Below are 20254 nucleotides of genomic sequence, written 5' to 3' on the forward strand. Positions count from 1 at the left end.
TGTAATAGATGTTCTAGAGGAGGAACTTTTTTGGATCGTAAAATTGCCCTGATTACAGGCAGTGCCAAAGGATTAGGTAAAATGACGGCGCTTACGCTAGCGGGTCAAGGCTGTGATATCGCTCTAAATTATATGAATAGTCATGAAGAAGCTATACATTTACAGTCTCGTATTGAAAAAATGGGAGTACGCTGTATTGTTGTACAAGCTGATATTTCGCTTGAAGCCGATATAGATCGCCTTGTAGACGAAGTGGAACAACAGCTGGGTGGTATTGATATTTTAGTCAATAACGCAGGACCTTTTATCCGGGAACGCCGTCTATTTGCTGATTATGAGCGTGCAGAAATCATGTCGTTAATGCAAGGAAATCTGATCGGTGCGATGTTGCTAGATCACCGTGTATTACCTCATATGCGTCAGCAGAAATGGGGACGCATTATTCATTTTGGTTTTGGACATGCAGCTGAATCGAGATCATGGCCTCATCGTGCTGTATATGCCGCAGCCAAAGTAGGATTGGTTTCGTTTACCAAAACATTGGCTGTAGAAGAAGCAGAAAATGCGATTACTGTTAATATGATCTGTCCGGGTGATATTCGCGGGGATAACAAAGAAAAACGGATTGCCGATGTCCTTCATCTTGGTGATGAAGAAACGCCGCGAGGTAGACCGGGTAGTGGAGAAGACATTTCGCGTGTTATTTCTTATCTATGTCATTCCGATTCTGACTTTATTACAGGTAATATCATGGATATCTCGGGTGGACTTGATCCGATTCGTCCATATATCAAAGGATGAACCGAATAGATAGGGCTTACAGTAAAAGGTGAATACATGTATAAGCACAAAAAAAGCGTCCTGCTTCCCGAAGGAAGACAAGACGCTTTTTGTTATGAAGCGAAGGCAATCAATCGTTGCCTCTGTATAAAAAAGTCTGAATTAGAATACTTGGACAACCTCTTGCACACCTTCAACTTCTTCGAAAAGGGCGCGCTCGATACCCGCTTTTAGCGTGATTGTCGAACTTGGGCAACTACCGCAAGCTCCCATCAACTTAAGCTTAACGATACCATCCTCAACGTCTACCAACTCAACGTCGCCGCCATCGCGTTGCAAGAATGGACGCAATTTGTCCAGAACTTCCAATACTTCATCGTACATTTCAACCTGTACACTTTCACTCATATTGTTCAACTCCTTTCGTAACTATATTATAGTATAAATACACCAAAATTTCAGCATTTACGCAATGATTTTTATACTCATTTCAAATTTCTTTCTAAAAATGACAATATAGGTGCATATTCAGACACATTTTAGTGTATGATGTTCAAGGTACAACGATTGGAGGAATACACATATGAGACCGATTATAGAGTTTTGCCAGAGTAATATGCATACCGGTACAGATCAGGTGATGAAGAAGTTAGAAGCAGATCCTGATTATGATATTATAGAATACGGTTGTCTGGGCAATTGTGGTCAATGTTATGCAATGCCTTATGCTTTAGTCAACGGAGAAATCGTTGCATCGGAAGATGCGGATACACTATATACGTTAATTTTAGAAAAGGTTAATGAAGCTGATGCTTGGGCTGATCTCGATTTAGACTGAGATCAGCTTTTTTTTATGCTCAAGCACCAATGAATAGTTCATTATCACAAAGTACATCATGAAGATAGGATTCTAACCGAAATGATGTTTGGACATCCAGAGCACGCCACTTTTCAGTAGACGAGGCACTTTACCTGTAACAGAGCTTTTACCACCGAATCCAAATCCTGTACCAAAACCAGATTTTTTACCTAATGCTCCTAAAGTTCCTTTAAGTTTCAGTGGTTGCACTTTCGGTTGTTCCCCTTTCCAACCGGCTACAATCACATTAGCAATCTGTTCTGCTTGAGCTTCTGCTGCTTGTGCACTAGCTGCGAAAGGGAGGGAAGCACAATCTCCACATACAAATACTTCCGGGCGACCTGGAATACGATACAGCTCGTCCAAAATGACACGTCCAGAGTTATCCTGATTGACATTTAACTCATCGATCAATGGTACAGGGCGAATACCTGCTGTCCAGACCGTTACATCTGCTGAAATGCGCTCAGACTCACCGTTATAGACACAATGTCCTTCTACACGGCTAATATTGATATGGTTACGTACTTCTACATTATGCTCACGGAACCATTCTTCTACATATTTAGACAAGCGTGGAGGAGATGAAGACAATAGACGCTCACCACGATCCAGAATACGCACATTCAAATCTTCACGACTTTCACGAATTTCAGCCGCAATCTCTATTCCGCTTAATCCTCCGCCAACAATATTCACTGTAGCTTGAGGAGGTAAATTATTTATTTTTAAGTACGTATCACGAGTAGCTGTGAATGATTGAATAGTACTTGTGTATTCAGCAGCACCGGGTACACCATGGAAATTATCGGTACAACCTAAAGCGATTACCATTTGATCGTAATTCAACGGTTCGCCATCTTCAAATGAAATCACTTTATCTTCTAAATTAATGCCTGTTACATCACCATATCTAGTGGTCATTTTGGCATGTGTAGGAAATTTAACGCGCAACTCAAGATCAGAAGCTGTTCCTGCTGCTAAAGCATAATATTCTGTTTTAAGTCCCTGGAAAGGCATACGATCTACTAAAATAATCTGTGTGTCTGCTGGAATCTTATGATCCAATAATTCGTGGGCTAATGTAACGCCACCGTAACCTGCACCGAGTATAACTAAATTTTTCATGATATCTTCTCCTTCTGGTAGATAATAAATAGATGAGAATCGTACATGATCCCCGTAGTCATAATGATTTCAAAAATCATAAACATAGAGGCAAGTCATCCGGCGCAGAGAAGGCAAAGCGGTGAGCCGGGTGATGCCTTTTTTGCCCAAAAAGCCACATATTGCCAGCTTACAGGCGTATAAACGGGCTTTACTTCTAAGATACAGCGATAGGATATCTAAAACGAATCCACTGTATGATTAAGTAAAGCCCGGGGTATGATGAGATGTTGAATAGATCTAAAGACTATTCGTATACTTTAATTTCGTTGTAGAATGTATCGCGTTCTACAGGAATACGACCTGCGCCTTTAATCAACCAGATCAACTCTTTACGAGTCAAACCTTCTGGAGTCAAAGCACCTGCTGCATGACTGATACGTTCTTTGATAATTGTACCGTGAGCATCAGAAGCACCAAAAGTTAGAGCCATTTGAGTCAACTGAGTACCAATATTGATAAAGTACGCTTTAATATGATCGATATTGTCAAGCATCAGACGACTGATTGCGATTGTTTTCAAATCTTCATAAGCCGAGTTACGACGCATAATACTTGCATTTTTACTTTTCGGTTGCATAGACAATGGAATAAATACAAGGAATCCATTTGTTTCGTCTTGCAACTCACGAATTTGTACCATATGACGTACACGGTCTTCGTAACTTTCAATCGAACCGTATAACATGGTGGTGTGTGTACGCATACCCATATTATGAGCAGTACGATGCACTTCTAGATAACGGTCAACGTTTGCTTTGTCGACACGCATTTTTTTACGATACTCATCAGATAAGATCTCTGCGCCACCACCGGTCAACGATTGCAAACCTGCTTCACGTAGCTTTGTGAGTACTTGTTCAATATTCAATCCGCTGATCCGAGTAAAGAAGTCAATCTCAGCTGCTGTGTATGCTTTGAGTACCACTTCTGGAAAAGCTTCTTTGAGCGCTTGAAGAGAATCAACATAATATTGGAAAGGTACATTGTTGTTATGTCCACCTACAATATGGAATTCACGAACGCCAGGATGGTAATGTTGTTGTACATAATCAACCATTTCCTGACCACTTAATGTGTATGAACCTTCTTCGCCTTCGTCTTTACGGAAGTTACAAAATGCGCAATGAGCTTCACATACATTAGTAAAATACAGACTCATATTTTCGATAAAATAAACCTTTTTACCATTTTTGCGTAAGTTCACTTCATTTGCCATTTGTCCGATGGTGAGGATATCATCACTCTCATATAGATATACCCCATCTTCAATAGATAAACGCTCACCTGTACGTACTTTATGGAAAATTTCTGCCATACGGGTATCGGTTTGTGGTGTAATAATAGTAGACATGCTAGGTTCCTCCTGTTCTCCTTAAAACTTCTGTCTATCTTCTGTGATGTCCGAATCTTGTAAGACGTGCTTGTCATTGTCTTACACCAATAAGGAGTCAATGAATAATAGCAATTAAAAAAAGCACACCATATATGCTGTCAATCCTAACAATAAAAATGCCAAAATAACTTCATCTTTGAACGCATACTATATAATATACAACAAATTACATAACATAGTCACCTGATTTGAAGAATTAATGTGAAAAAAGTTACAACGGCACATAAGGTGTAACGATGTTTGGTTTTTGACAGAATTTCGACATTTCCTGTCATCCTTCACTTACCCATTATAAACCTCTCATGTAACGCGGGCAATACAATTACTTAAAAAATGAGAGATTGTGCATAATGAATAAGCCTTGAGTGCAGTGGAACAGAAGAGTATAATGAAAAAGAAAAGGAGGGGATATCATTGATTACAATTAGTGATTCAGCAGCTTCACGTATGAAAGGCATTATGGAAGATCAAGACATACCCGGTCTATTCGTACGTATTGGCGTAAACCCTGGTGGTTGCAGTGGATTCTCTTATGCCATGGGCTTTGATAGCGAAGAAACGGATAAAGATATATATATGACTATTCAAGATATGAAAGTCGTTGTGGATAAAGAAGACCTGAAATACTTGAACGGTTTGGAAGTGGATTTTGAAGAATCCGGTATGAGTGGTGGATTTACCATTCATAATCCAAATGCTGTAGCAACTTGTGGTTGCGGATCAAGTTTCCGTACACGCGAAGAAGACGAAGTATTGGCTCAACCTTGTGAAGATTAAGATCATTTCGTAAATAATCATTAAATGAGAAGACCTTGAAAGCGTACATTTACGTATTTCAGGGTCTTTTTTTGTATACAAGATGTATAGCTAGCAATAGATACAAAAAAAGCGAAACCTAATCTTCATAGGCTTCGCTTTTTGTATTTACATTTTCACTTTTCGTTTACGGTATTTCTGAATCATTAAGAAGATTAATCCTGCTATCATTACATAAATACTCACAAGCAATACGGTTCTGCCATAAGGATGTTCAGCAATGATCATAATATTGCCAATGATCGATAAAAACGTTCCAATCAGTGCAATACTTCCGTCTTTACTCCACATATGCAACAGCTCCTTGATGTGTGTATAGATATCTTCATTGATCTTATAATTGATCTTCGATCGACTTGGTTAACGGAGATTCTACATCGCCGGTATGCTTGGTACTTACCGACTCGATTAAGACTAATCCACATTCTTCTTCAGCGAACGGGTTATGCATCGTTCCTTTGGGAACAACATAAAATTCTCCTTTTTCTAAAGTGATATCTTCAGCATCTTGTAGACGAATAATAACCTTTCCATAAACAACTAGAAATAATTCATCTTCATGATCATGTTGATGCCAGACCAGTTCTCCTTTAACTTTTGCCACTTTGACATATTGATCGTTTACTTGCCCGATCACTCGTGGCGACCAGTGTTCTGTAATTTTGGCTAATTCTTCTGCAATATTGGTAGGACTCAATACGTTTAACATCGTTAACACTCCATTCTGCATCGTTATGTATAGAATTGATAGATCGTATATAAATTATACATGAAAAGAAACGTTAACATCTATTTAGCAACTATTCATAAGAAGTTCACATGCCTCTTTTACAATAGTTTTACAGCCCACACATCATGATCAGATGGCAGGCTACACACAAGGAGGCAATTCAGATGAAGAAATGGACATTCCTTTTAGGAACCACGATGACGATCGCTCTGTTAGCGGGATGCAGTACAAATAGTGAAACGTCATCAACAGCAGAGCCAACAACCAATACAGCAGATGCTTCTGCAACAGCAACATCTACCAACACATCATCTTCTTCGGGAGATAGCACGGCACAAGCGAATGCTGATCTAATGGGCAAAATCAAATCTATTGACGGTAATATGATTACCATCTACAAGTCTACAATAGATCCTTCTCAGATGGTGCAAGGTGGAGGCAAAGGTATGAGTGCTCCACCAGAAGGACAACCCGGTGATGGAGGTGCTTCCCCAGCAGATGGCGGACAATCCCCTCCAGCTACGCCTGATGGAGAGTCTGCTCAAGCACCCGTCAATGAAGGTTCACAAGCTCCAGCCTCTTCTGAACAAGCGAGCACGGGTGGAAAAGATATGTTCTCGGACGAGACCGTTACGATTACAGTATCCGACAGTACAACGTTCTCTACAATGACGATGGAGAATAATGAAATGACGACAACGACCAAAGCCCTTTCCGATCTCAAAGCAGATGATGTCATCAACGTTTGGTTGAATACAGATGATTCTTCCGTAGCCGATCAGATTCAACTATTTAATGGTATGGGCGGCGGTATGCGTAGTGGTCAGATGAAAGGTGATATTTCGAGTCAAGATACTTCCTCAGATACAACATCTACAGATCATTCATAATACAGCAAAAAAGAGTGAACACGATGGTTCACTCTTTTTGCTATACAACTAAATCTAGATCATTATTTTTACGTTATGAAGACGATTCTTGGGTAGCTACTGGAGCAGAAGCATTTGCCGGTGGAGTCGGTGGTGTACTTCCATCTATAGGTGGAGCAGGTGGTGTAGGAGGCGTACTTCCATCTGCTGGTACAGGTGGAGCTGGCGGAGTGCTTCCGTCTTTAGGTGCAGGAGGTGTCGGTGGAGTTCCGCCATTTGCTGGTGGTTGCGGAGCTTCATGAATTTCAATTTTAGTCGCTTGTTTACTTGTATCGGATGCAAGTGTCACAGCGATATGATCTCCAACATTAAGAGCCGATAAGGAGATGGTCGTTTCCACATGTCCTTTTTCTGGACTGTGCGAAGTTTTCACAATATCGGTACCACTGTAGACATTGATCGTGACGCTTGTTCCTTCTGGCAAAAGACCTTGTGGTTTGCTATACGTATCTTTACTAACCGATGAGCGACTAGAAGATTTCGTATTTTTAGAACCCGATTTATAGTTCGCTTTGCGATCAGTTGCAGGTAGTGGTGGTTTTTCAGGTGCAGTGATCGTAATTTGATTGCCATTGATTGATTTAATTTCACCGATAACATCGGCTCTTTCTCCTTTAAGTCCTGGGCCATCTAGTTTACCTGGTGCAGGTGGAGCGGGAAGGACTGGAGTGGTTCCATCTGGTAGTGTAGGTGCATCTGCAAGTACCTGACGTTGTTGAGATTGTACTGATGTAGATTGTTCGGAAGAAGATGCTGCAAATGCCGATGGGGCTGCTACAGCACCTGCAATGAGAGCTGCTGAAAAAGCGACGTTAGATAATACTTTAAGTGTCTTCATAAAGAAACCTCCTTTGGATTGGAAGGACATTTCAAAAGGCACGTCCTATAAACGGAAGTATAGAGAGCGATTGTGAACTCAATGTGAACTAAAAATGAATGAAACCTTAAAAAGTAAGATATTCCACATTATTGTCTAAACAAGAGTAAATCAAAGAAAAAGGCAGCGAGCCGCTGACTTCAACGGTTCACTGCCTGCTTGTTTCAACAAGAGACTCTTTACATTTTGTGGGAAAATAGAGATGAAAAATATTTTAAATGAATCAATATATCGATTATTTGCTAGTAGTAGCAGGCATAACTTCAATTTTGGTGGCTTTAGTAGTACCAGAAGCGAGTGTAACGAAAATAATATCACCTGCTTTAAGACTCGATAATGCTTTTTTCGTTGGAGTGGCTTTGGTGCTACCCGCAGAACGTGTCACACTTACGATACTTGTAGCACTACTTACAGTCACACTTGTCGTTGTTGTGCTAAACGTCTGAGCAGGTGGAGTAGTACCTGTTCCTGCTGTTGGAGCGGAACCTGTAGGCGGCGCGGCTGGAGCTGTTCCACTTGGAGGAGCTTCTCCTGCTACTGGAGCTTTTGATCCTGCTGTTCCTGTGGGAATATCCGGTTGAGTGGAGGATTTGTACAATGTAATTTTGCTACCGCTGATTGATTTTATTTTACCGATCAATACATTGTTCATGGCTTTGGCATCTTTGGTAGCAGTCGTGGTCGATGGGGTCGTTGTAGCGGCATGAGTTGTTGCTCCTATAGATATCGATCCCACCAATAAAGCTGCGGACAAAGCGACACTCGAAAGTACTTTTAATGTTTTCATACAATAGATTCCTCCTAAAGTGAATGAGCATTAGATAAACGATTCAGACGATATCTTATGCCTCTTCACGTAGTATAAAAGGAGAATATGAACTGCAAATGAACATTCACTTTAAGAACACAAAAAAGCCAGTTTCTCGCTTCCTCTTCATAAAGAAAAAGCAGATAACTGGCTTTTGGATATCATATTAAGTATGAATCAATCGGTTTGAAACATTGTTGATTCACGAGAATACAAGCTTTTGGTTCCAGATTGTAAGTTACGCACGCGAACAGCTTCGTTCGTATAAGCTTCTACATAACCACGTCCAATTTCACAATATACGCCAGCAGGATCTTCCTGCCATACTGTAATAAGACTGCCAGACAGTCCAGCGGTGAAAAAGTCCATATCTTCAGTAAGTGTGTGTTTCTTGTTCGATTTCATGGGGGTTCCCCTTCCTATATTTAAAACTGCCTATAGCCGACAGATGACTTCCGCTAACGATTATACTCTAAGATGCACTCATAAGGCGATGGTTTTTTACGAAAAGACAGAAAAAAATCGGGAAGTGATATATTCCCGATTTGTATTTGTTAAAATACCAAACGTATGATCGCAATAATAGCTAAATGTGCGGGATAAAAAGAACGCCATATCCAGCGTGGAGGTGAATAAAGCTTTGTTTTTGGATACAAATTTAGATGAATAGCAATTAAAGCCGTAGCCAGCACACTAAATACCTGAATATCTGAAAACCCTCCAAACAGGACAAAAACAACAGTGAGTGCCAAATGAGCGACAATCACCCAATACCCGGTCGTGTAACGAAATACCAATACAAGCAGAACGCCGTACATCCCATAATCCATATGTAGCTGATCTGCCAACCAACCTACAATAAGAATTAGAAGAAGCGAAACCGGAAAATATTTCAGGGATAGTTTATCAATTACAATCATTAAAAGCAAGGAAATAAATAATGTACAGACCACATTTAAATTAGTGATATCAAAAGCATACATAAAAGGAAGTTGTGATAAAGCTGCAATTAGAAGTAACCGAATCGTATATTTGCGTACATTTCGTGTACGTTGATAACCGAGTACTAGAAAATAACAATAGATCGGAAAAGCTATTCTACCAATAACACGCAAATACCGTTCATCGGGAAAGAAAGCATACCCCAAATGATCGGTTAGCATCGTGATCATCGCTAACCACTGCACAGGCATACCTCCTTTAATTTACTTCATCAGACTAAAGTTAAATATCGTTTGTACAATCAATGAAATAATCAGTAGTCCAAAAATAGAAAAGCCGATTCCTGCTCCTTTACGACTTTCTTTGAAAAATTTGCGACTCAATGCAAATACAAGTCCAGCAATGGCTAATAATACGAGCACGATAATAATACGAAGAAAAATAAACACACCAACACTCACGAAGGGCACCTCCTGCAAATTTTAAATAATCTTATGTTTACTATACGACATATTGAGGGGTGTAATCCAAGTAAAAGGTGAACATTTCGCAAAACCACAAAAAAATGCTCTTTTCCCCATGGATTCTTGATCCAGTGAAGAAAAGAGCAGGGATAAAATAGAACTACATTTTCATATTACTACTGTGTCCTGGAGACAATTTTGCATCAGGATCTACATAGACTTTAGCATTGTTAATAGCGGTAGGCGCTTCACCAAAACCGACAGCGATCAATTTGAGCTTACCAGGGTAAGTCGTGATATCGCCAGCAGCGAAGATGCCTTCTACATTGGTCTCCATACGAGAATCGACCACGATAGAGTTACTATTGATCTCAATGCCCCATTCAGCGATCGGACCCAATGAAGAGATAAAGCCAAAGTTGACGATAACATCATCGACTTCGATTTCTTGCGTTTCTTTGGTTTTTACATGAGAAAGAGTAACACGTTCAATCGTATCTTCACCGTGTAGTTCAGTAATTTCTGTAGGTGTAATGATTTTGACGCCAGAAGCATTCAAGTTCTCTACACTGTGTTCGTGGGCACGGAATTTGTCACGGCGATGGATCAAGTATACTTCAGCAGCGATCGGTTCGATCATCAATGCCCAGTCGACTGCGGAGTCGCCTCCACCACTGATCAATACTTTTTTACCTGCAAAACGGCTCAAGTCGCTGACAAAGTAGTGTAGATTTGTTTTCTCAAAATGACTTGCGTTCGGTAAATCAAGACGGCGAGGTTCAAATGCGCCTACGCCTGCTGTAATAATCACTGCTTTACTTTCGTGTGTACCTTTATCAGTAGTCACTACAAAATGACGATCTGCTTTCTTTTCTACATTAAGTACTTTTTCTTCCAAACGAATATCAGAATCAAAATGATTCATTTGTTGTTGTAAGTTGTTTACCAGCTCTTGCGCTGTAATTTTCGGGAATCCAGCTACATCATAAATATATTTTTCAGGATAAAGGGCAGCTAATTGTCCGCCTAGTTGAGGCATACTTTCGATTAGTTTCACTGACGCTTGACGCATACCGCCATAAAAAGCAGCAAACATCCCGGCAGGCCCTCCACCAATAATAATAATATCGCTTAGTTCGTTGTTTGTTGTAGATGACACTTCACAAGCACCTCCGTAAATTAGTTCGATCTCACCCAATTATATATCATAAAGAGAATATTTTTAAAACGACAATTCTCAAAACAGCTCATATCCTTTTTATTGGAACGCGCAAAGTAAACAAAAAATATCTTTCGTATGCACAAAAATATATAAAAAGATAGATAAAAAATTAAATTTACTCTTGATATTTCAAAGAAAAATAGATATCATTTCAGTTGGGCTAATGATGTTTTGTGACGAAAATAAAACATTTTTTTCAGAAAACATAAATTTTTTTGAACATATCCGCTAGAAAGAGTACAATATAATGTGACATATCCTATTGCACTTTTATAGGTGAATATAATCATTTGTCTACTGTTGTGTATATTTTCACAATTTTATGAAGGTATACGGAGCAATCATGGTTATATATGGGTATTAACTATTTTAACTGATTTTATCGTTTCAGTGCAAAGTCTATTATTAATGATCTTTACCAAGTATTAATGTAGGCGATGTACTTCAATGAAATACATTCTAAGTGAATCATTGGAAGGGGAAGATGAATATGAGTAGCATTCCTAAAATTGTTATTTTGGGTGCAGGTTATGCAGGTATTCTTGCTGCACAACGTTTGCAAAAAGATCTAAATTATAATGAGGCTGACGTAACTTTGGTTAACCGCCATGACTATCATTACTTTACAACACACTTGCACATGCCAGCAGCAGGTACAGACAAATTGGATAACGCGCGTGAGCAAATTTCCAAATTGGTGGATGAGTTCAAAATTGATGTTGTAAAATCAAACGTACAAGAAATCATCCCACAAGAGAAAAAAGTTATTTTGGAAGACGGAACTTTGTCTTATGATCACTTGATCATTTGCCTAGGTGGCGAACCAGAAACTTTCGGTATCCCGGGTATGCTTGAAAATGCGATGACTATTCGCAGTATCAACTCTGTACGTAAAATCCGTGATCACATTGAAGCTCAATTTACAGCTTACAAAGTAGATAAAAAACCAGAGCGTTTGACTTTCGTAGTCGGTGGCGCAGGTTTCACAGGTATCGAATTTATCGGTGAATTGGCTGATCGTCTACAAGAATTGTGCAGAACTCATGGCATTAGCCGTTCTGAAGTTAAATTGTACAATGTAGAAGCAGCTCCAACAGCATTGCCAGGTTTCGATCCTGAATTGGTTGAATATGCTATGAAAGTTCTACAAAACAAAGGCGTAACATTCAAAATTGGTGTTGCGATCAAAGAATGTCTAACTGACGGTGTTATCGTTGGTGAAAATTCTGAAAAAATCCATGCAAACACTGTCGTATGGACAGGTGGTATCCGTGGTAACCGTCTAGTAGAACAAGCTGGATTCGAAGCAATGCGCGGACGCGTTAAAATTGACGAATACTTGCGTGCACCAGGACACGAAAATGTATACATCATTGGCGATAGCTCATTGATGTTCAATGAAGAAGGTCGTCCTTACCCACCAACAGCTCAAATTTCGATGCAACAAGGTGTACTTTGTGCACAAAACATCGTAGCAGCTATTCGTGGACAACAACCTAAGAAATTTGTATTCAGTAACAAAGGTACTGTAGCATCGCTTGGTAAAGGCGAAGCAGTAGGTGTTGTTGGAGATCGCAAACTTAAAGGTTTTGTAGCAGCTCAATTGAAAAAAGTAATCGATATCCGTTACTTGTTTATCATTGGCGGCGTATCGCTTGTTATGAAAAAAGGAAAATTCTTATAAGATGCGTCATTGTAGCGTTCAGGTACGTGGGCTTCTTACGCGTGAAGAGCTGGATCGGTATAATGGATTAATAGAAGTAGGTGGATTTTTGGAAGAGCAGGGTCGCTATGACCTTGCTTATCCTGTTCAAAAAGAAATCGATATTCTAATCTTACCAGCGATCGAACGTTTGAAAGACAAAAGCCGTGCACGAGATCGTGATGATCAGGAATATATGGCATCATTAGAACGTGATCAGGATTTGTCTGAAGAAGTCTGATTTGAAATGCTAACTAAAAAGCGAGGTTCCTGTTGAGGAACCTCGCTTTTTTTGTTTTTTTATCTAACTTATTGATTTGAAGTTGGTGCTGAAGAAGATGGAGTAGAATCGCTTTCAATTTTGAATTGTCCGACTTCTTTTAATAAGTGATTCGCACTTTCAGACAGATTTTTGGATGCAGTAGAGATACTTGCAATCGATTGAGTCTGTTCGATAGTGGATGAAGCAGCTTCTTCGGTAGCAGCTGCACTTTCTTCGGATACCGCAGCAAGCCCTGTAATAACATCGGATACTTGATTTGCGCTTGATTTGAGAGAAGTCACGCCATCAGATACATGACCAATTTGAGAAATAATATCGTCTACAGAATAACGAATGTGTTCAAATGAATCTTTCGTTTCATTTACCGATTGTTGTTGTTGAACGGTAGTATCACGGAATGAAGAAAGTTCCAACGAGCTTTGTTTACCTGCTTCATTTAACTGAATCAATAGCGCATCAATATCCGAAGCCGAGTGAGAAGCTTGTTCTGCTAGCTTACGCACTTCACTTGCAACAACCGCGAATCCTGCTCCATGTTCACCTGCACGTGCCGCTTCAATCGCTGCATTGAGAGATAATAGATTAGTCTGGTTACTGATTTCACGGATAACATTCGTGATTTGTGCGATTTCGTCTAATTTTTTCAATAGAATGGTGTTCGATGCTTCTACCCGTTGTGTCGATTCTTGTCCTGCTTGAGCAAGTGCAGTCTGTTGTGAAATCGCTTGTGTTCCCCGTTGCATCGCTTCGTTCACTTGTGTGATCATATGAGCCGCTTGATCAGCACTTGCAGCTACTTTTTCAAGTGATCCGGTCATATCCATAACCATCTCAGCGCCTGATTGGATCGATTCTGCTTGATCTCCTGCTCCACGAGCAATTTCTTCAATAACGGTAGAAATTTGTCCGGCGATATCGCCCGAGTTAGAAGCATTATTGTACATTTCATCAGAAGCTTTATTCACGCTTACCGCAGATTGCGCAACGGTCTGAATTAAGTTACGAAGAGCGGCAGACATGGTATTAAAAGCAGTTCCTAACTGTGCAATTTCGTCTTTGCCTTTAATTGCTACAACAACTGTCAAATCACCTTCAGCCAACTGCTGTGCACTTTTCTTAAGCAAGATAATAGGTTTAACCATCCGAACCGCTACCCAGAAAGCAAGTAAAGCAAATAATAAAGTAAGGGCGATAATCACGATTGTGTATTGATTGCGTAATTGAGTATATTCAGCAAAAGCTAATTTTTTGGAAGTGGATGAAGCAACAACCCAATTGATTCCTGGAATTTTTTCATAATATAGTAATTGAGGATCACCTTGATAAGTATATTCAACACTACCTGAATTTTGACTAAGCAATGTATTGGCGATACCGCTATAATCCGGTTGATCTTTCAATTGCTTGTTTACAAATGATTCATCGGGATGAGACATTACATTACCATTAGGATCGATCAAAAATGTGAAGCCGTTATTTGTTTTGAGTGTATTGATATAACTGGTGATTGTAGATAACAAGATATCTTCCGCAATAACACCAGCAAAGTTACCTTGAGGATCTTTCAGAGGAGCGCCAATAAATATAGCTTTGTACGTTTTGGTACCGGCATCTTCATAAGGAGCACTGATAAATAGTTTGTTAGCTTTTTTGGTTTCTTGATACCATGGTCTTGTTCTAGCATCGTAACCTTCAGGAGCTACCCAATCGCTACCATCTAGAAAAGTACCATCTTCTAACGAGAAATAAATATCAGAGATTGTTTTGGCATTGCTTTCATCTTTAAAGACTTGTAGATGTTTTAATGTAATTTGATCTAAAGGAACAGTAGTATTAATCACAGAAGCTAATGTTTCGACTACTTTACTATTGGTATTAATCCAACCATTGATCTGGGTTACCCCTTGAGTTACTGTTTTCTTTACATCTGCATCTACAGATTGAGTTGCTTGTTTTTTGATGATATACAGTGCAGACCAGCCTACAGGAACAGCAATAAGAATCGCAGTGGCTATAACAAGCAAAATCAATTTCACCTTTAAAGTCATACATACTCCTCTTTTCTCTACGTATATAAAATAATGAACGAATATGAATACCGTCTAGTTGCTTGTTATTTATATCGTCATGCCAACTGCATTTGGTTATCTTTTCCGACAAATTTCTGCCCATATTTGCTATTTTTGTCACATAAATGATTCTTTGTACCTAATAATTAATGATTCAATTTTAAAATGGATAAAAATGGTGGGAAGGTAAAGAGTGCATGAATTTACATATAATAAAAGAGCCCAGTTCATTAATAGAACTTGGCTCTTGATTGAACACTATATTTACTTGTTATGGATTGGAGAAGAAGTAGAGGATGAGTCATCGGTTTCGATTTTGAATTGTCCAATTTCTTGTAATAGATGATTAGCACTTTCAGATAAGTGTTTGGATGAAGTAGAGATACTTGCAATCGACTGAGTCTGATCCAAAGTAGAAGAAGCTGCTTGTTCTGTAGAAGCTGCACTTTGCTCCGATACAGCTGCAAGCCCTGTAATGACATCAGATACTTGATTAGCACTATATTTAAGCGTCGTAACCCCTTCAGACACATGACCTATACGAGCAATAATCCCATCGACCGATTGGCGAATATGTTCAAATGAATATTTAGTTTCATCGACAGACTGTTGCTGTTGAGTCGTTGTAGTACGGAATGAAGACAATTCTAATGAACTTTGTTTGCCTGCTTCATTTAACTGAATCAATAGGTTATCGATATCCGAAGCCGAGTGAGAAGCTTGTTCTGCTAGCTTGCGGACTTCGCTTGCCACAACAGCGAACCCTTTGCCATGTTCCCCTGCACGAGCTGCTTCAATCGCTGCATTCAGAGAAAGTAGATTCGTTTGGCTACTGATCGCTCGAATGACATTTGTGATCTGAGCAATTTCATCTAATTTCTGAATTAAGATACTATTGGAATGTTCGACACGCTCGGTTGAAGCTTGTCCTGCTTGTGAAAGCATCGTCTGTTGCGCTATCGCTTGGGTGCCTCGATCCATCGCTTCGTTGACTTCTTTAATCATATGAGCCGCTTGGTCAGCACTTGCCGCTACCGTTTCCAGTGAATCGGTCATCGTCATCACCATTTCAGCACCAGATTGAATCGATTCAGCTTGCTCAACAGCACCCCGAGCAATTTCTTCAATAACGGTAGAAATTTGTCCGGCAATATCGCCTGAATTTGAAGCATTATTATACATTTCATGAGAAGCAGAATTAACTCCATGAGCCGATTGCGACACCGTTTGAATCAAATGACGAAGCGCTGTAGACATTGTATTAAACGCAATAGCGAGTTCTGCAACTTCATCTTTTCCTTTGACTGGAACATGTACAGTAAGATCGCCTTCTGCTAATTGTTGAGCACTTTTTTTCAGTCCAATAATCGGTTTGACGATTCGAACTGCTACCCAGAATGCAAAGGCTACAAATAATAAGGTCAATGCAATAATAGCAATCGTATATTGATTTCGTAATTGTGTATATTCAGCAAAAGCTAATTGTTTGGAGGTAGAAGAAGCAACGATCCAGTTGGTACCCGGAATTTTACTGTAATATAATAATTGAGGCTCGCCTTTATAATTGTATTCGGTACTGCCTGACGGTTGACTGATTAATGTATCGGCAATAGCACTATAGTCGGCTTGTTCTTTAAGAGGTTTATTGATAAAAGTAGCATCAGGATGAGACATTACATTACCATGTTGATCGAGTAAAAACGCAAATCCACCGCTGACTTTAATATTGTTAATATAATCGGTAATCGTTGAAAGTAAAATATCTTCAGATAATACGCCAACAAATGTACCTTGATTGTTGGTTAAAGGAACAGCAATCGAAATGGCATAACCATCGGTAGTGGCATCAAGGTAAGGGTCACTAATAGACAAGGCATTGGTTTCTTTGGCTTTTTGATACCATGGACGTTGTCTTGCATCATAACCAGCGTCAGGAATCCATTCACTCCCATCTAGGAAAGTGCCATCTTCCAGTCCAAAATAAACATCAGATATACTCCCTGCATTAGAAGGGTCTTGATAGACTTGCAGATGCTTTAAAGTAATCTGATTGATAGGAACCGTTTTGTTGATTACAGAACCCAAAGTTTCGATCACTTTGCTATTGGTATTGATCCAACCATCTACCTGAGTAACTGCTTGGGATACTGTATTTTGAAGCGTAGCATTGATCGATTTGGTGGATTCATTTTTGATAATATACAGCGCTGACCATCCAATCGGAACAGCGATTAGAATCGCAGTAGCCATTACTAACAAGATCAATTTTACTTTTAACGTCATAAGTATCCCTCTTTTCTATACGTATATAAAATGACTTTCTTGGATAAATTTGATTTGTAATTGTTCCTTATATCGACAGTTAATCTGCATTTATGTATATTTTTCGACACGAAAATCTTCGATTAGGGATTTTTTTATTTATTTTTTAAGCCTTGAGCACTAATAAATAGGTATATATTCTAAAAATGCTCAAATAAAAAACCTTTTTACTATCCATAAAGATAGCAAAAAGGTTTTTTAATTCTACACTTATTTATTTTGTGATGTAGACTGAATTATTTTAAAGTTTGAGCATTTCTTCGAATTTAGCGGTGTCTAGCATACTACCGACATAGAAAGAACCAAATTCTCCAAAACGAGCACTTGCTTCATCAAAGCGCATTTCGTATACTAGTTTTTTGAATTGAAGTGCATCGTCAGCGAATAACGTTACGCCCCATTCCCAATCATCCAATCCAACAGAACCCGTAATGATTTGCTTCACTTTACCTGCATAACTACGTCCGATCAATCCATGACTACGGATCATTTCACGACGCTCATCCATCGGAAGCATATACCAGTTGTCTCCTAGATTACGCGTTTTGTTCATCGGATAGAAACAGATATAACGAGAATCAGGTAGAGCTGGCTTCAAGCGAGCCAGAATATGTGGATTCTCCATCGGATCGCCTTCCACATGACTAGCCATATAGCTGCTAAGTTCTACGATACTTACATACGAATATGATTTCTTCGTAAAGCTAGCGAAAGTGGTTTTGTTAAATTCATTTTCTATCGCATTTAAATCTTCTAACGTTTCACGTAGATGCATCATCATAAAGTCAGCTTTTTGTCCAACAACAGTATAAATAACTGTACTCCCACTGCCATCGTTGCTGACAGCTTGCCAATCATGAATCAATGCATTTAACTCGTCGATTGCACCGGCACGTTCTTCATCATCTGCTGCTTTCCAAGCATGCCAATCAATAGTGCGAAAATCATGTAATGCATACCAGCCTTCAAGCGTTGCTACTGCTTCATTCATAAAATCACTCCTATATATTAGTGGAATCCGTTTTTAGGTCATATCGTGCTTACACATCTTGATCTATTGTAACCGAAGGAGTCGATACAGAGCAATTGACTTCACAGTCTGTTCATGGTTACTTCATCATTATATTTATTTCAATCGATCATTGTATAAAATATATTCATTTCTAGCGTAATGGCGCAAAAGGATGATTGTTATGGAGATCGAGGGTGTTTATGTTCCAAATTCACCTTTCTTTTCAGCATTGAAATTTCAAGATTTGTGTTAGAATAGAATTCCGCATGCACAGGAGCAAAAAGAGAGGGGGCGGATCATGCGCATTAAGAATCTACTTCATTTTACTGAAAATCATCGATATTGCGTATACCGCGAATTCGGTATAGGTGCGCTGGATGAACGGATGCTCAGTCTAGTTTATCAACCGTTAACAGGGGCTTTTGCGATTAGTGTGTATCGATTATTGTGTGAACATGTCGAAGCACAGCAAGTCGGTTATTCGCCTATAGAACAACAGCGTCGTTTATTTTTAACTTTAGGGCTTGAACCGGGGGAACATGGACGTAAATTTTTGGTTGAACAGACTTCTTTATTAGAAGCTGTAGGCTTATTACAGACCAATCGAGTATACTTTCCCGATCAGGATGATTATATATATGAATATGAATTACAACAGCCGCTATCACCAAGTGAGTTTTTCCGCACACAACATTTAACATTGTTATTACGGGACAAAATCGGCAAATTCGCTGTGTTGTCTTTACGGGAACGCTTTTTAGCTAAAGAGCCTGATGGCTGGGGTGATAGTACAGTTCAGAAAGAAAATATTTCACAACCGTTTTATGATATTTTTGAATTAAATACGCATGTGATCGATTATGAATTAGAACAGGCGTTAACTGAAGTGAGTGCACAACAGCGTAGCAGTCAGCCGAAGCTAAGTGAAGATGATCTGATTAACTATGCAGATATTATTCGTTATTTCCCGCGTGGTTCTCGTAACCGTATATATGTAGAAAAATTACGCTTTCTTCCAGAGCAGATGAATGTACTGAGTTATATTGCTTATAAATATCGTTTGGATATTCAAGATATTTGCCGGATGTTAGATGAAGATGGTGTTTTTGATGCCAAAGGTGAGCTGGCTGAAGATGAGATTCAGCGCCGTGCTAATCTGCAATTCCGTCAAGGGAAAAAGCGTCAAGAAGAACGCCAGATTCACGAAGCTAAAGTGATCTCATTACGAGAAGAGAAAAAAGAAGAATCTCAAGATTTACCTGTAGAATATGCAGTCGAAATGGAGTATTATCTGGAAGTACCGCGTCAATTTACAAGCAAATGCGATATTCATCAATATAATACAATTCTACGCAATGAACCATATACGCGCGTTCTGGAAATGTTCTATCCCGGTAGCGTGCCTAATAGTGTGAATGATATATTCGAACATGTCGATATTAATTATAAATTGTCTGAAGAAGTGGTTAATGTACTGATCCATTATTTATTGGCAATCAAAATGTCTCAACCCGGGGAACGCTTAAGTAGTAAATTTGTCGATTGGGTCGTGACGAATATGCTTAATCAACAAGTCGATACGTATGAAAAAGCGGTTCGTTATGTAAGAGAACAGAATAAGCTAGATCTCAAAATCAGTGATCAAGCGAAATCACAAGCCAAAGGTGGAACCGCTGGCGGTAATAAACGTACCAATACACGAACATACAATCGAGCGCCTAATGCCAAACCGGAGATTCCGATTGTCAAAAGTGCGCGTGAAGGTTCAAGTATCGTGTCTGATGAAGAAATTGCAGAAGCGATGCGGTTAGCTGAACAAATGCAATCTGGACAAGATCGTGTCCAAAAGACCAATAGCTGAGTGAATGTAAAAGGA

The 20254-nt window shown here is 39.3% G+C and carries 21 protein-coding genes; 7 read left to right on the top strand and 14 right to left on the bottom strand.

All coding sequences use genetic code 11. The features are described 5' to 3' along the window. Positions 1–30: 30 nt before the first annotated feature. The gene (locus PTI45_RS03810; RefSeq protein ID WP_083243328.1) at positions 31–801 is read left to right on the top strand and encodes an SDR family oxidoreductase; all 771 of its coding nucleotides are present in this window, start codon (positions 31–33) and stop codon (positions 799–801) included. A 141-nt stretch (positions 802–942) separates the two neighbouring features. Here the strand turns inward: PTI45_RS03810 and PTI45_RS03815 are convergent, their stop codons facing one another. After that, positions 943–1188 (bottom strand): NifU family protein, encoded by a 246-nt coding sequence (locus PTI45_RS03815; RefSeq protein ID WP_069326216.1) that lies wholly within the window; start codon positions 1186–1188, stop codon positions 943–945. Between the two features lie 175 nt (positions 1189–1363). Between PTI45_RS03815 and PTI45_RS03820 the strand changes: the two genes are divergently transcribed. After that, positions 1364–1618 (top strand): YuzB family protein, encoded by a 255-nt coding sequence (locus PTI45_RS03820; protein WP_069326217.1) that lies wholly within the window; start codon positions 1364–1366, stop codon positions 1616–1618. 72 nt (positions 1619–1690) lie between these two features. On the opposite strand, the gene PTI45_RS03825 is transcribed toward PTI45_RS03820, so the two are convergent. Further along, positions 1691–2767, bottom strand: coding sequence for an NAD(P)/FAD-dependent oxidoreductase (locus PTI45_RS03825; RefSeq protein ID WP_069326218.1), 1077 nt, complete (start codon positions 2765–2767; stop codon positions 1691–1693). A gap of 286 nt (positions 2768–3053) precedes the next feature. Then, positions 3054–4160: an aminofutalosine synthase MqnE gene (mqnE, locus tag PTI45_RS03830; RefSeq protein WP_069326219.1), complete on the bottom strand. Its 1107-nt coding sequence runs from the start codon at positions 4158–4160 to the stop codon at positions 3054–3056. 456 nt (positions 4161–4616) lie between these two features. Between mqnE and PTI45_RS03835 the strand changes: the two genes are divergently transcribed. Continuing rightward, a complete protein-coding gene (locus PTI45_RS03835) occupies positions 4617–4979 on the top strand; it encodes a HesB/IscA family protein (RefSeq protein WP_069326220.1) in 363 nt (120 codons plus the stop codon). A 147-nt stretch (positions 4980–5126) separates the two neighbouring features. Here PTI45_RS03835 and PTI45_RS03840 read toward each other — a convergent pair whose 3' ends face one another. Together PTI45_RS03840 and PTI45_RS03845 are read right to left on the bottom strand one after the other, a co-directional pair. Next, positions 5127–5309 (bottom strand): hypothetical protein, encoded by a 183-nt coding sequence (locus PTI45_RS03840; RefSeq protein ID WP_069326221.1) that lies wholly within the window; start codon positions 5307–5309, stop codon positions 5127–5129. Positions 5310–5352: 43 nt separating this feature from the next. Continuing rightward, positions 5353–5727, bottom strand: a complete 375-nt coding sequence (locus PTI45_RS03845; protein WP_069326222.1) for a cupin domain-containing protein — start codon at positions 5725–5727, stop codon at positions 5353–5355. 185 nt (positions 5728–5912) lie between these two features. On the opposite strand from PTI45_RS03845, the gene PTI45_RS03850 reads away from it, so the two are divergent. Beyond that, positions 5913–6638, top strand: a complete 726-nt coding sequence (locus PTI45_RS03850; RefSeq protein ID WP_069326223.1) for a hypothetical protein — start codon at positions 5913–5915, stop codon at positions 6636–6638. A gap of 73 nt (positions 6639–6711) precedes the next feature. Here PTI45_RS03850 and PTI45_RS24535 read toward each other — a convergent pair whose 3' ends face one another. From PTI45_RS24535 to PTI45_RS03880, 6 genes are all read right to left on the bottom strand, one after another. Then, positions 6712–7515, bottom strand: a complete 804-nt coding sequence (locus tag PTI45_RS24535; protein ID WP_069326224.1) for a hypothetical protein — start codon at positions 7513–7515, stop codon at positions 6712–6714. A 274-nt stretch (positions 7516–7789) separates the two neighbouring features. Beyond that, the gene (locus PTI45_RS03860) at positions 7790–8341 is read right to left on the bottom strand and encodes a hypothetical protein (protein ID WP_069326225.1); all 552 of its coding nucleotides are present in this window, start codon (positions 8339–8341) and stop codon (positions 7790–7792) included. A gap of 198 nt (positions 8342–8539) precedes the next feature. Then, a complete protein-coding gene (locus PTI45_RS03865; RefSeq protein ID WP_069326226.1) occupies positions 8540–8767 on the bottom strand; it encodes a hypothetical protein in 228 nt (75 codons plus the stop codon). A gap of 149 nt (positions 8768–8916) precedes the next feature. Continuing rightward, a complete protein-coding gene (locus PTI45_RS03870; protein WP_069326227.1) occupies positions 8917–9549 on the bottom strand; it encodes a TraX family protein in 633 nt (210 codons plus the stop codon). Positions 9550–9567: 18 nt separating this feature from the next. Continuing rightward, positions 9568–9765, bottom strand: a complete 198-nt coding sequence (locus tag PTI45_RS03875; protein WP_069326228.1) for a hypothetical protein — start codon at positions 9763–9765, stop codon at positions 9568–9570. Positions 9766–9928: 163 nt separating this feature from the next. Continuing rightward, positions 9929–10927, bottom strand: coding sequence for an NAD(P)/FAD-dependent oxidoreductase (locus PTI45_RS03880; RefSeq protein ID WP_069326229.1), 999 nt, complete (start codon positions 10925–10927; stop codon positions 9929–9931). 553 nt (positions 10928–11480) lie between these two features. On the opposite strand from PTI45_RS03880, the gene PTI45_RS03885 reads away from it, so the two are divergent. Beyond that, a complete protein-coding gene (locus PTI45_RS03885) occupies positions 11481–12674 on the top strand; it encodes an NAD(P)/FAD-dependent oxidoreductase (RefSeq protein WP_069326230.1) in 1194 nt (397 codons plus the stop codon). Position 12675: 1 nt separating this feature from the next. Next, on the top strand, positions 12676–12933 hold the full coding sequence (locus tag PTI45_RS03890) for a hypothetical protein (RefSeq protein WP_069326231.1): 258 nt from the start codon (positions 12676–12678) through the stop codon (positions 12931–12933). A gap of 68 nt (positions 12934–13001) precedes the next feature. Here PTI45_RS03890 and PTI45_RS03895 read toward each other — a convergent pair whose 3' ends face one another. The 3 genes from PTI45_RS03895 to hemQ form a co-directional block, all read right to left on the bottom strand. Beyond that, complete coding sequence (locus PTI45_RS03895) at positions 13002–15023, bottom strand: methyl-accepting chemotaxis protein (protein WP_069326232.1); 2022 nt, start codon at positions 15021–15023, stop codon at positions 13002–13004. A gap of 285 nt (positions 15024–15308) precedes the next feature. Then, the gene (locus PTI45_RS03900; RefSeq protein ID WP_069326233.1) at positions 15309–17327 is read right to left on the bottom strand and encodes a methyl-accepting chemotaxis protein; all 2019 of its coding nucleotides are present in this window, start codon (positions 17325–17327) and stop codon (positions 15309–15311) included. A gap of 280 nt (positions 17328–17607) precedes the next feature. Then, entirely contained in the window at positions 17608–18357 is a 750-nt protein-coding gene (gene hemQ / locus PTI45_RS03905; RefSeq protein WP_069326234.1) for a hydrogen peroxide-dependent heme synthase, read from the bottom strand. A gap of 319 nt (positions 18358–18676) precedes the next feature. Between hemQ and PTI45_RS03910 the strand changes: the two genes are divergently transcribed. Continuing rightward, complete coding sequence (locus PTI45_RS03910) at positions 18677–20239, top strand: replication initiation and membrane attachment family protein (RefSeq protein WP_069326235.1); 1563 nt, start codon at positions 18677–18679, stop codon at positions 20237–20239. Positions 20240–20254 lie beyond the last annotated feature (15 nt).

Origin of the sequence: Paenibacillus nuruki (assembly GCF_001721045.1) — a bacterium.
Lineage (GTDB): Bacteria > Bacillota > Bacilli > Paenibacillales > Paenibacillaceae > Saccharibacillus > Saccharibacillus nuruki.

Coding starts and splice junctions, on each gene's coding strand:
- PTI45_RS03815 (WP_069326216.1), bottom strand. CDS start 1,188: ATGAGTGAAAGTGTACAGGTTGAAATGTACGATGAAGTATTGGAAGTT.
- PTI45_RS03820 (WP_069326217.1), top strand. CDS start 1,364: ATGAGACCGATTATAGAGTTTTGCCAGAGTAATATGCATACCGGTACA.
- PTI45_RS03825 (WP_069326218.1), bottom strand. CDS start 2,767: ATGAAAAATTTAGTTATACTCGGTGCAGGTTACGGTGGCGTTACATTA.
- mqnE (WP_069326219.1), bottom strand. CDS start 4,160: ATGTCTACTATTATTACACCACAAACCGATACCCGTATGGCAGAAATT.
- PTI45_RS03840 (WP_069326221.1), bottom strand. CDS start 5,309: ATGTGGAGTAAAGACGGAAGTATTGCACTGATTGGAACGTTTTTATCG.
- PTI45_RS03845 (WP_069326222.1), bottom strand. CDS start 5,727: ATGTTAAACGTATTGAGTCCTACCAATATTGCAGAAGAATTAGCCAAA.
- PTI45_RS03850 (WP_069326223.1), top strand. CDS start 5,913: ATGAAGAAATGGACATTCCTTTTAGGAACCACGATGACGATCGCTCTG.
- PTI45_RS24535 (WP_069326224.1), bottom strand. CDS start 7,515: ATGAAGACACTTAAAGTATTATCTAACGTCGCTTTTTCAGCAGCTCTC.
- PTI45_RS03860 (WP_069326225.1), bottom strand. CDS start 8,341: ATGAAAACATTAAAAGTACTTTCGAGTGTCGCTTTGTCCGCAGCTTTA.
- PTI45_RS03865 (WP_069326226.1), bottom strand. CDS start 8,767: ATGAAATCGAACAAGAAACACACACTTACTGAAGATATGGACTTTTTC.
- PTI45_RS03885 (WP_069326230.1), top strand. CDS start 11,481: ATGAGTAGCATTCCTAAAATTGTTATTTTGGGTGCAGGTTATGCAGGT.
- PTI45_RS03890 (WP_069326231.1), top strand. CDS start 12,676: ATGCGTCATTGTAGCGTTCAGGTACGTGGGCTTCTTACGCGTGAAGAG.
- PTI45_RS03895 (WP_069326232.1), bottom strand. CDS start 15,023: ATGACTTTAAAGGTGAAATTGATTTTGCTTGTTATAGCCACTGCGATT.
- PTI45_RS03900 (WP_069326233.1), bottom strand. CDS start 17,327: ATGACGTTAAAAGTAAAATTGATCTTGTTAGTAATGGCTACTGCGATT.
- hemQ (WP_069326234.1), bottom strand. CDS start 18,357: ATGAATGAAGCAGTAGCAACGCTTGAAGGCTGGTATGCATTACATGAT.
- PTI45_RS03910 (WP_069326235.1), top strand. CDS start 18,677: ATGCGCATTAAGAATCTACTTCATTTTACTGAAAATCATCGATATTGC.